Source organism: Candidatus Methylobacter oryzae, assembly GCF_003994235.2.
GTDB classification, from domain to species: domain Bacteria; phylum Pseudomonadota; class Gammaproteobacteria; order Methylococcales; family Methylomonadaceae; genus Methylobacter_A; species Methylobacter_A oryzae.
Genome location: NZ_RYFG02000111.1, coordinates 44,398 through 55,676 on the forward strand (window position 1 = coordinate 44,398; position 11,279 = coordinate 55,676).

Annotated in this window: 13 protein-coding genes; 8 read left to right on the forward strand and 5 right to left on the reverse strand. The window is 50.4% G+C overall.

Features of this window, described 5'->3' with window-relative positions:
* Nucleotides 1-221: 221 nt before the first annotated feature.
* The 5 genes from grxD (at nt 222) to EKO24_RS16425 (ending at nt 2,694) form a co-directional block, all read left to right on the forward strand.
* Entirely contained in the window at nt 222-830 is a 609-nt protein-coding gene (grxD, locus tag EKO24_RS16405; protein ID WP_127027842.1) for a Grx4 family monothiol glutaredoxin, read from the forward strand.
* Nucleotides 831-999: 169 nt separating this feature from the next.
* On the forward strand, nt 1,000-1,533 hold the full coding sequence (locus EKO24_RS16410) for a flavodoxin (protein ID WP_127027841.1): 534 nt from the start codon (nt 1,000-1,002) through the stop codon (nt 1,531-1,533).
* A 112-nt stretch (nt 1,534-1,645) separates the two neighbouring features.
* Entirely contained in the window at nt 1,646-2,080 is a 435-nt protein-coding gene (locus EKO24_RS16415; protein ID WP_127027840.1) for a SoxR reducing system RseC family protein, read from the forward strand.
* 6 nt (nt 2,081-2,086) lie between these two features.
* A complete protein-coding gene (locus EKO24_RS16420; RefSeq protein WP_127027839.1) occupies nt 2,087-2,386 on the forward strand; it encodes a hypothetical protein in 300 nt (99 codons plus the stop codon).
* An 11-nt stretch (nt 2,387-2,397) separates the two neighbouring features.
* Nucleotides 2,398-2,694 (forward strand): DUF6156 family protein, encoded by a 297-nt coding sequence (locus tag EKO24_RS16425; RefSeq protein ID WP_127027838.1) that lies wholly within the window; start codon nt 2,398-2,400, stop codon nt 2,692-2,694.
* Between the two features lie 90 nt (nt 2,695-2,784).
* Here the strand turns inward: EKO24_RS16425 and EKO24_RS16430 are convergent, their stop codons facing one another.
* The 4 genes from EKO24_RS16430 to EKO24_RS22910 form a co-directional block, all read right to left on the reverse strand.
* A complete protein-coding gene (locus tag EKO24_RS16430; RefSeq protein ID WP_127027837.1) occupies nt 2,785-3,249 on the reverse strand; it encodes a copper resistance protein NlpE in 465 nt (154 codons plus the stop codon).
* Between the two features lie 106 nt (nt 3,250-3,355).
* Nucleotides 3,356-3,709, reverse strand: a complete 354-nt coding sequence (locus EKO24_RS16435) for a hypothetical protein (RefSeq protein ID WP_127027836.1) — start codon at nt 3,707-3,709, stop codon at nt 3,356-3,358.
* A 175-nt stretch (nt 3,710-3,884) separates the two neighbouring features.
* Complete coding sequence (locus EKO24_RS16440) at nt 3,885-5,573, reverse strand: hypothetical protein (protein WP_143733243.1); 1,689 nt, start codon at nt 5,571-5,573, stop codon at nt 3,885-3,887.
* 144 nt (nt 5,574-5,717) lie between these two features.
* On the reverse strand, nt 5,718-5,918 hold the full coding sequence (locus tag EKO24_RS22910) for a hypothetical protein (protein WP_143733244.1): 201 nt from the start codon (nt 5,916-5,918) through the stop codon (nt 5,718-5,720).
* Nucleotides 5,919-6,173: 255 nt separating this feature from the next.
* Here EKO24_RS22910 and EKO24_RS16450 point away from each other — a divergent pair, with 255 nt between their 5' ends.
* Both EKO24_RS16450 and EKO24_RS16455 read left to right on the forward strand, forming a co-directional pair.
* Nucleotides 6,174-6,683: a hypothetical protein gene (locus tag EKO24_RS16450; protein WP_127027834.1), complete on the forward strand. Its 510-nt coding sequence runs from the start codon at nt 6,174-6,176 to the stop codon at nt 6,681-6,683.
* A 103-nt stretch (nt 6,684-6,786) separates the two neighbouring features.
* Nucleotides 6,787-8,583: an ABC transporter ATP-binding protein gene (locus EKO24_RS16455; RefSeq protein ID WP_127027833.1), complete on the forward strand. Its 1,797-nt coding sequence runs from the start codon at nt 6,787-6,789 to the stop codon at nt 8,581-8,583.
* 288 nt (nt 8,584-8,871) lie between these two features.
* Here the strand turns inward: EKO24_RS16455 and EKO24_RS16460 are convergent, their stop codons facing one another.
* Nucleotides 8,872-9,861 carry a hydrolase gene (locus tag EKO24_RS16460; RefSeq protein WP_127027832.1) on the reverse strand — a complete coding sequence of 330 codons (990 nt, stop codon included), beginning with the start codon at nt 9,859-9,861 and terminating at the stop codon, nt 8,872-8,874.
* A 280-nt stretch (nt 9,862-10,141) separates the two neighbouring features.
* On the opposite strand from EKO24_RS16460, the gene queA reads away from it, so the two are divergent.
* Entirely contained in the window at nt 10,142-11,179 is a 1,038-nt protein-coding gene (gene queA / locus EKO24_RS16465; RefSeq protein WP_127027831.1) for a tRNA preQ1(34) S-adenosylmethionine ribosyltransferase-isomerase QueA, read from the forward strand.
* Nucleotides 11,180-11,279 lie beyond the last annotated feature (100 nt).

Consider the following 11,279-nt stretch of genomic DNA (forward strand, 5'->3'; position numbering starts at 1 on the left):
GGACGGATTTACACGGATTATGTGCCGGTTCCCAAGCAGGAGCTTGGGAACCAGCGTAAAACCTCGTTCCCACGCGCTGCGTGGGAATGCAGTTAAAGGCGCGTTGCGCCGCGAATCACGCGCAATGTCCCAGGACGTAGCGCGTCCCATCATGGCGTTCCCGCGCCTGTCCTGAGCTTTATCGAAGGGCTGCGCGTGGGAGCGAGATAAAAGAGAAGCTTATGAGAACCGAAGACAAAATCCGCGCTCAACTGGCAGCCCAGCCGATCATCATTTACATGAAAGGCGTACCGAGCAATCCGCAATGCGGTTTTTCGGCTAAAGCGGTCGGCATATTGAATGCAACCAATATTCCTTACGCTTACGTGAATGTGTTGGAAGCGCCGTTTATACGTGAGAAATTGCCGAGCATTTCCCACTGGCCGACTTATCCGCAATTGTTCGTCAACGAAGAGCTGGTCGGCGGTTGCGATATTATCGAAGAAATGTCCAATAACGGCACGCTGTTACCGTTATTACAATCCGCCAAGCCGAAAAAGACCGAAGCGGCAAGCGATGCATTAAGTAGCGGCGAAGTTGAGCAACTGGTAAAGCAAGGCATTGACGACGCCAAAGTGATGATCGAAGGGGAGGGCTGCGATTTAACGATCACCGTGGTCAGCGCGCAATTCAACGATTTAACGATAGTAAAAAAACAGCAGTTGGTTCTGGCGACGTTAAAAGACCCGTTGGCTTCCGGCAAGCTGCACGCAGTCAGCGTCAAAGCGTTCACGCCGGATCAATGGCAGGAAAAACAACAGGCAAGCGGGCTGCTGCAAATTCAGTCGTAATATCGAAGAAGAGCTTCCAGGTTTTTACTGGAGCCGCTCCGCTCCCGGCGGCTCCAGCACTTCTGACTTCCATGGATGGAGGAAATGCCGAGGACTGCCGGGAGCCGTCTCGGCCGCCGTAAAACCTGGAAGGTCTATTCAGCAAACAAGACATTGAGCGAGAAACATCATGGCTAAAGTAGGCGTTTTTTTCGGCACCGACACCGGCAATACCCGGCGGATTGCAAAAGACATTAGCAGCGCATTGGGCTCGGCTATCGCCGCCAAGCCGGTCAATATCCGCAATGCCGCGGTCGCGGATTTGCAGGCGTACGACACGTTGATTCTGGGAACTCCCACTTATGGCGAAGGCCAGTTGCCGGGTTTATCGACCGGCAACGCGACGGCAAGCTGGGAAGAATTCTTGCCGACGCTAGCCGGACAGGATTTTAGCGGCAAAAACGTCGCAATCTACGGCTTGGGCAATCAAAAAAGCTATCCGGTCGAATTTGTCGACGCGATGTTTTATTTGTACGAACAGTTTAAACAATGCGGCGCAACGATGATCGGCGCATGGGATACCGAAGGTTATAACTTCAAGAAATCGAAAGCCGTCGTCGATGACCGCTTTGTCGGTTTGGCATTGGACCAGGAAAATCAAAAAGACCTGACGCCGGAAAGGCTGGATGCGTGGCTAAAAATGTTGGCGAGAGCTTGGGATTAACGCCGCCCATCTGGGTGGATTCATCCCGAATACCTAGGGCGTGGTGGGCCTTCAAAGGCGCGCACGGCACGCCCTACGGCATGTACCACGTAGCGAATGAAAGGTGATAACGATGATAGAAGAATTAGCCGTCGTAGTGAAAATTGAAAACCATCAAGTCTGGGTCGAAAGCGGACAAAGCAGCGCCTGCGGTGCTTGCATGCAAAAAGCTTCGTGCAGCACCGACGCAATCGGCAGCGTGCTTAAGAAAAAACCGGTGCCGGTGGATAGCGATATTCAACTAAAAAGTGGCGATCAAGTCATGGTCGCTATCGATGAAAACCTGCTGCTGCGCGCATCGGTATTATTGTATTTGGCGCCGTTAATCGCTTCGTTTGGCGGTGCCGGCCTCGCCGGTTGGTGGTTCGCCGGTACCGCCAACGCGGAGTTATGGATTGCCGGCAGCGCCGTACTGAGTTTGCTGGTTTCGCTGTGGCTGATCAATAAAGTGCAAAACCTGTTGATATTGAATTATTACGCCCGGCCTGTTGTTGTCAGGAAAATCTAGCACTTTATGAACGTTTGGGCGATAGAAAAAGACACGCCGTTGAAGCTGCTGTTGTTAGAACTGGTGCATCGGTACGGTGAAAATACGCTGGCGTTGAATAACAAAGAGCAGCATTTCAAGGCCATTGAGCTATGCACGGTTAACGAACCGTCTATTTCCGTCTATATCTACACATTCGGCCAGAACTCAGGACGCTACGGTATAGACCTGAAATACCCGATTGCGATGCATAACATTATCGGCGAAAACGAAAACCTGACCTTGGACCAAGTTTTAGAGATCATCTCCACCCACCTTTTTTCTTAGCCACGCAGATCATGAATCAAGAACAACAAAGCGAATTTCGCTATTTTGTCAGTTACAGCGGCGTCAAGCTGCCGTTAAAGTTGGTCAATGAAATAACCGGCGAGAGCTTGAACAATCGAAATACTTATTACCGCAGCCAATTCGATGCCCGCGACAGGATAGTGCTTTGCCAAAAAGTAGTTTACGGCGAGGTTGAATCGGAGCATCGGTATCAATATTACGATGACGGGGCTTTAAAATCGGTGCGGATAACCGAGGATGATGAGATGCGTGAGATTCATTTTAATGAGTTGGGCGAGACGGTGTGATTTGCTACCGCATACTGTGCGGTAGCGTACGGTGTTGCCCGGTTAGAGATTAATACCGGTTGCGCCTCGCAAGCGCTTACAGCCTAAACCTCAATGCGACGAATGTTGCTTTGAAGAGTCTTTCATATCGTTTCTACGCAGGATATAGCGATCCGCCAGTTTGCCGGTGATGCGGTTGCCGCTGTTGTCGAGTTGGGTCAGCGTATTTTCATCGACAGCATAATGCCGCGTCGTTGAGTTGTCGCGGGGCGTTATTGAAATGATGCTGCTTTTATCGTCCCAGACAAATTTGCCTTTTTCGACAAATTCTCTTTCCGATTTGCCGACGTATTGGGTGATTAACATATAAGTGTTGTTTTTGTTCAAGGCCAGCGTGGTTTTAACGCCTTTGCAACCGTCGCAGGGCGTAAAACCGTTATAAACGCCCGGCCAATCAATGCCGTTTTGTGCGTGATGAATTTCTTCATCCGTTGTTTCGGTCTCGGCAAAAACAGGCTTGCCGCTTGAAAGTAGTGCGATAAAAAGAAAAGTCAGGACGGGTTTGAATTTTGTCATCGTTGCTCCTAGGTAAAATAGGAGCCATGGTAGAGTAGAAAGGCGGCAATGTACAACAGGCTGCGTTTCAACCTTGATTCAAAACCGACCCATTCGCGGTCAAAAATTACATCCCTCTTTCTTCTCTAATCATGTCGTTCACTATGTCCCTATAGTGATGTCTTAATAAATCGTTGGCGATGATGTCGCAGTCATCGTCCTGATAATCGGTTACCAATACGCAAACTTCCTGCAATTCACGGATTTCCGGACCACAGCCGTCCATAATCAAAGGCCAGATTCTTTTGTCGTATTTGGGCAGGAATAGATTGTCTCTAATCACAACCTCTTCGCAATAAATCATCGGCATAAGGGCTCGTGTGACCATCGGGTTATTGGCAGCTTCGCCAAGCCTGGGTTGCGCATTGGCGCTGCTGATCGCTTGCAATGCAAGCACGGAAGCTAGGATTAATTTTCTCATTTGCATCACAATCGATAATGCCGGCGAATATGACGAGATCTTCAGGCATCCATGGACTGAAAATTAAGCTATTGAAATTTATACCCAAAGAGCATAAGTTTCGTTTGAGCAGACAAGCTGCTCAACTCAGTTTTATGTTATCTAAAGCGGCCGCTTTTGCAATTCGTGAAAACACTTAATCAGACTTGATCCATAGCTCAACTTTCTGTTTCCGGTAAGGCAGGACGACAGCTCCGCAGGACCGGTAGCCTATCGGAAAGCCGGCTAATTGCTTGGGTATGCCGGAATCGTAGCTTTCAGTATCGCGATCAATACCGAGCACTGCCGATTTTAAATCCTGCTCGGGCAGTTGCTCCAATACCGGCTCGGTGGATAGACGGTCTTGCAGCAGCGGCGTGCCGAGCGGAGTTGCTTGCAGCAGCAGCGCGATGCCCGGAATATTGTATAAACCCAGAAAGTTTTCGCGCTGCTTGATGCCGCACCGGTCGGCCATTTGGACCAGCTTGAAATAACTGTCCCGGCTTTCACTGTCGATCCGGACGGTTCCGAGCGGCGGAATATCGATAGCTTCGGTTTGTTCCGATAAAGGCCGGTATTGGCGATACGGCGCACGCAGGCCGTTCGTTACGGTTTGGGACGTGACGATTATTATGAACAGCACGCCGATCAATAAGGCTTCATATCGCGGCGAAGCTTGCATGCCAAATCCAAGCAAAGCGATTAATACTCCCCAAGGTGCAAGCGAAAAAAGGATCTGCGTATGCAAGGCGTTGAAGGTGCCGATTGCAATACCAAAAGGTAGGCATGCCAATGTACCGAATAAGCCGAGCGCTTTCGCGTTTTTCCACCATTTTTTAGGCATAGTCAGTACAGATAAGACCACGGCAACCAGCAGCGGGGCGGTTTGTTGTTCGTATCTATCCATTCCGCCTAGCAGATAGTCATGGCTTATTACGATATAGCCGAATATTGCCAGCCCGGCCAGTGCAATCCAGACACGAGGCCGCAATAGATAAAGTCCAAACAGGGCCAAAGGAATCGTGAAATCGTAGGCGATAAGTTTCAGGAAGACGCCTGTTTCATCGACATAGCGGATCAAGCGTTGCGGAAAAGTCTCGTTGGCTCCGAGCATGTAAACCCGCGCGCCTAACCTGAATTGGGACAGCGCTTCGGCGAATGAGGTATGCGAGAGGATAAACGCAGCAACCGTTGCGGCCATGCCGGCGCTAATGATAGCGATGCCGAGTGTTCGTTTGCGGAATGAATCCGCGTATAAAATAGAGATGGCACAAACGATAACCCAGGCGATCGTGCCGGAGGAAAACTTGGTTAGAAAAGCAATCCCTAGAGCCATGCCTGAAAACAATTGTAACAAGGCGGAACTATGTCCATTGGCTGTGAAAAATATCATTCCCAGGGCGAGATAGACAGCCGAGACCGCCAACAAATTATAGGACGGCGTAAAAGGTACAAAAGCGTGGTAAAGAAAAGCCACGGCCAGGCTACAGGCGGCTATCGATAAACGCTGGTGCAATTTAAGCTGTAAACGGTCATTAATCCGCTCAAAAGCCCGCATTGCGCCCAAAGCAAGAACGACGGATGAGGACGCCAAAATAGCCATCCCTATCGCGCGAAATCCAAGCAGGCTTCCGCTTAACCGCCACAGGATCGAGGTCAGCCAATGCATGGCCGTCGCCCAGAGAATGACCGCATCGGGATGAATTGCAGCGGTTAGGTAATAGGATTCATCGCTCAAGTCGAGACCGCGATCCAGCGACCATAGGCAATAAGCCGTTAAGGCCGCGACACAGGCAAATATAGTTAAACTTGCTGTTACATAAGATAAACGTGCAATTTTTTTCATACTGTCTCCCAATTGCTTGCAGAGTATTGAAAAATTGGAACGTGTTATGGATATGTAGTGTCATTCGGATGGCAGGTTGGATTATATAGCTTAATAGCTTATGTTACGCAGTTAGTCTCTACCGTATATTTTTATAAAGCGTCGCTACCGCGACAGGTTAATTGAATCGGGTTCTCGCACCCGAGGGCGAGTTACTTCGCTACGAAAACCATCTTTGGTTTTCGCCCTGCGGGCCAGCCTTATCGGCTGTTCAAATTCACTCCAGGCGAATTTGTGCTCCGCCTCGGCAACGGCTCCCTGCGTTGCTCTTGATCGTTGTTCCAGACGCGATTCTACCTCCCCCATCCGTGAGGTCGTACCTTCGGCATCCGCGCAGTCGAAAAGAAAGTATCCAAAGACCAATCCGCCGGGAGCGGCTCCAGTAAAAACCTGGAAGGTCTAACCGGCTGCAAGCGGCCAATCTACGGCTGATATTTTTCGTGCTTTTCGTGGACAATCGTCACATCAGTTACTAAAAAGCCGTCGGCCTCTTTTGGATTCGGTCTTCTGTTCCAAGTTTGACGATGCTATAGTCTAAAAAAACTCCACAAATTTTTGATTATGATCGGATTCATTCTTTGCAGCTTATTGTTGGCCGTTTTGGTGCAGTACCAAAGCGAATTTCTATGGCTACTAACCACTCAGGAAGCTTTGGGTATCGGCCTGACGGTAATAGCTGCCAGCTTGCTGCTCGGCTATTTGAAAAAACTTTCCACCGTGACCTGGCATGACGGCTTTGCGACCGGTTGCTTGTTGATCTGGTATGCGTACTGGAAGCCTGAGTTCAACGACGATGCGCCGATGTTCTTTTTCTTTCCGCTGTATTACTCGCTATTGACCTCGATTGTGACGTTAACCTTGATCAATAAGAGCGAATATTTCGACCAGGAATCTATCCGTCATTTACGCTATCTGGAAAAAAACATGCGTTTCAATATCGGCTCGGCCGTGGTGCTGGTACTGATCAGTCTGCTGATTACCTGGCATTACACACTTTACCCGATAGCGATGACTCTTTTCATCGTCCGCCATACGATAGTAGCCTGCCTGGAAACTATCGATAAGCGGTAAGCCTGAAAAAGTCCTTGTTTAATCCCAATTCATAATGTCGGAAAGCCTGTAAAACCTCACTTTCCATTATAATGCCGGCTTCTTCGTCGACATTTCTTAAACCATGCCTAATTTCCAACGAGCCGCGGAAGCCCCGCCTTTACCGACCGGTACGATTAAATTTATCTTGTACTGTTTAGCCGGTTTCCGTGGCTGGATATTCCTGATGATGATTCTGGAGACCGGCCAAGCGGCCGGCAGCATTCTGGTGCCTTATGCGATTAAAGCCATTATGGATGGCGTCACGCACTTGTCTGGCGCGACGGTGCTGGAGAGTTTGCGCGGACCGCTGTTGCTGTTGGCGGGCTTGAATATCGCGGAAATCCTGTTCAGCCGGGGCAGCGGCGCTATATTGATTATTGTCGGGCCGCGCTTGCGCCAGCGTACGGCCAAAGCGTTATACACTTATTTGCAATATCATGCGCCGCGTTATTTCGGCAGCCATTTTGCAGGCGCTCTGGCCCATCGTATCAGCGAGACGGCGATGAGCGTCAATCATACGACCTGGGCCGTGCTGTTCGATTTCTGGCCCATCCTGGTCACGTTCGCGGTTTCGATCGGGTTGTTGTTAAACGTGCATCAGGGTTTAGGGCTGTTTGTCGCGGGCTGGGTGTTTATCTATGTCAGCATTTCCTATTGGCTGGCAACGCGCTGCAAGCCTTATGCGCAAAGTTATGCGGAAACTCGCAGCTTGGTCAACGGCAAGATTGTCGATGCGGTGACCAATATCCTGAACGCCAAATTGTTTGCCCGTTTAGGTTTTGAGCGGGAATTCCTGGACGGTTTTTTGGAAACCGAAGTTCAGGCCGGGCGCCGCACGTTTTGGTATATGGAGCGGGTGCGCTGGTTCCAGTTCATTGCCGCGGCGATGTTGAAAATCGGTACGATCTATTATGCGCTGACGTTGTGGGACGGCGGCTTGATCGGCGTCGGCGATTTCACGATGAGCGTCGGTTTGGCCTTATTGATCATCAGCGATGCGCGCAACCTGACCCGGCGCTTTTTGGAGTTCTTCGAATATGTCGGCAACGTCGCGAACGGCGTCGAAACCATCGTCCGTCCGCATGAAATTGTCGACGTACCGGGCGCGGTGCCGCTCAACGTCACCCAGGGCCGGATTGAATTTCGCAATGTGCGTTTTGGTTATCAGCCGGACCAGCCGGTGTTCGACGGCTTGAATGTCGTGATCGAACCGGGGCAGCGGGTTGGCTTGGTCGGCTTTTCCGGTTCCGGTAAATCGACTTTCGTCAGTTTGATGCTGCGCAATTACCAGCCGCAAAGCGGTCAGATATTAATAGACGGCATCGATATTCAGCAGGTCCAGTTGGATTCATTGCATGAGCAGGTCAGTTTGATTCCGCAAGATCCGACCTTGTTTCATCGCAGTTTGAAAGAAAATATCGGCTACGGCCGTTTGCAAGCGGATGACGCCGCCGTTGAAGCGGCAGCGCGGATGGCGCATGCCGATCAGTTTATCCGGGGCATGCCTGAAGGTTACGATTCGTTGGTCGGCGAGCGCGGCGTCAAATTATCCGGCGGCCAGCGCCAGCGCATTGCGATTGCACGGGTCATGCTGAAAGACGCGCCGATCTTGATTCTGGATGAAGCCACGTCGAGCCTGGATTCGGTCACTGAAAAAATGATCCAGGAAAACCTGGATCGGGCTATGGGCCGCAAGACGGTGATTGCGATTGCGCACCGCTTGTCGACGATTGCGCATTTGGACCGGATTTTAGTATTCGACCGGGGCCGCATCGTCGAAGACGGCGGACACGATCAGCTGTTGGCTCGGAAAGGCGTGTACTACCGGTTGTGGACAATGCAGGCGGGCGGGTTCTTGCCGGAAGAGGCGCAAATCTAATTTCGTCACTGCTCAGTGTATGCTCGATAGAACTCGGCAATTGCTCCTGCATTGCCCTACCTCCTGCATCCTTGCAGTCGACGGATGACACGGATTAAACAGATATACACGGATTTAAAGCTGGTTTGAGCGGCTTGTCCGCTCAAATGAAGTGGGTATAAAAACGCAAACGAACCGAGGTTTGGGCTAAAAATCCGTGTAAATCTGTTTAATCCGTGTGCCATTTTTCTAGGCGCTGAATAGTGACCTAATTTCTTCCTTAGTACGCGCCATTGATGGGCTTTCATTTTACGGCAAATATTCCGTCAAAAACTCCGGTATCCGCAGCTCCAGCCAATACTTCGGCCGGAAAGGAATCGACCCCGAGACAAAGCCGACATGGCCGCCGTGTGCGGTCAGTTCCAATTGAACAGCGGGCGATAGCTCATCCCGGCCCGGCAGCACTTCGCGAGTCATAAACGGATCGTCAACCGCCTGGATCAACAGCGTCGGCACCGAGATCGATTTCAGGTATTGGCGTGAACTGGAACGCCGGTAATAGTCGTGCACATCGTTAAAACCATGCAGTTTGGCGACGACTCTATCGTCGTATTGCCAAAACGAATCGATTGCCGACAAATCGCCCAGTTCCTTGATTTTTTCAGCTTCTTGCGTGCGGCCTATGTTCTCCAGATGCCGCAATTTAACCCGCATATAGATTTTTAACTCTTTCAACAAATTATAGCGGTAGCACTTGGCAAAGCCGTTATCCAATTTTGTCGCGCAGATATCCAGCAGCAACGGCACGGAAACCGCGACAGCGGCAAACAGGTTCAATCGATCGTGTTCGCCCAGCCACTTCAGAACCATATTGCCGCCGAGCGAGAAGCCTACCACGGCTAATGGCGTTTCTGGCTCACGTTGACGCAAGGTTCGGTACAGAAAATCAAGGTCTTCGGTTTCGCCGGAATGATAACTGCGCGCCTTGTCATTCGATTGGCCGCTGCAACCGCGAAGATTAAACGCGGCGCTACGGAATCCATGTTTCAGCAATGCGCTTTGCAAGCCTTTGATATAGCCCGATTGCGAACTGCCGGTTAAGCCATGGACCAGCATAACCAGCGGTTGGCCGCCGCTTCCACAATAATCGATGTCGATAAAGTCGTGATCCGGAGTGCTTAGTCTTTCACGGCGATAGTCGGGCGGATTGGGTGCGTTTCTTAACAAGGCAGGATAGATAGTCTGCAAGTGGCTGTTTTTCAACCACCAGGCCGGTTTGAATGTCGTTTTGCTCTGCATTGGCGATCAATTTTTAACAAGAATGGCTCATTGTAATCCGATTCGAGGGTAGTCAAATACATTGATATACAACTAAAAAGGGGAACACGGATTTTTACGGATTGATACGGATAAAAAGCTAACCCCGTAAAATCCGTGTTAATCCGTCGCATCCGTGCCATCCGTGTGCCATTTTTAAAAACATAGCACCTGCCATTATGTCCAGAAGTGGACAGATTTTTGCTTAATAAAAGCGCTGTGAGCGTGTATTTAAAGACTTAACCTGATAATATCGCGCGCTATGAAAAAAAGTGATTTTAACTACCAGTTACCCGAAGCATTAATTGCGCAAAAACCCTTAGCCGAACGCGATGCAAGCCGCCTGTTATGTATGGAACGCTATGCCGGACGAATGGCCGACAGGCAATTCACCGATTTTATCGATTTGATAGATTCGCGCGACGTGCTGATTTTCAACGATACCAAAGTGATTCCGGCCAGGCTGTTCGGCAGAAAGCCGAGCGGCGGCAAGGTCGAGATTCTTATCGAACGCATTCTCGATGATCATCATGCGATTGCCCATGTCAGGGCCAGCAAGTCGTCGAAATCCGGTACTTTAATCGAGTTGGACAAAGGTTATTGCTGCGAAGTATTAGGCCGGGCGGACGACCTGTTCCGGCTTGAATTTAAAGGCGAGAGCGGCTTGCTCGCGTTGTTGGAGGAAATAGGGCACATTCCGTTACCGCCTTATATTACCCGCGAAGACGATCAATCCGACCTGACGCGCTACCAGACGGTTTTTGCGAAGGAAGCGGGAGCCGTTGCAGCGCCTACGGCCGGCCTGCATTTCGATCAAGCGACGATCGCAAAGCTTAAAGCGAAAGGCGTGCAAAGCGCTTTTGTGACTTTGCACGTAGGCAGCGGTACGTTCCAGCCGGTCAGGGTCGAAGATTTGTCCGAGCACTTAATGCACAAAGAATATTTTGCGGTGCCGCCGGAGACGGTGGAAGCTGTTCGTCAAGCCAGGGTCAATGGAGGGCGGGTTATCGCGATAGGCACGACGGCGGTCAGGGCTTTGGAATCTGCATCGAGAAGCGGCCGGCTTGAAGCCGGTTTCGGCGATACCGATCTGTTCATTACTCCCGGTTATCAATTCAAATCGGTCGATGCGATGCTGACCAACTTCCACCTGCCGGAGTCGACCTTATTGATGCTGGTGTCGGCGTTTGCCGGTTATGAGCCTATTATGAACGCTTATCGCCATGCCATTGAGCAATCTTACCGCTTCTTCAGTTATGGAGACGCGATGTTTTTAGGGCACGATGTGGTAAAAAGCTAAATGACGATTGCTGTAAAGTTGCCTGTACCCTTCACGGATGTCAATACAGGCAAAACCCAGTCCCGGGTTTTCAGCGATGCAGCATTTAATTCATTAAAGT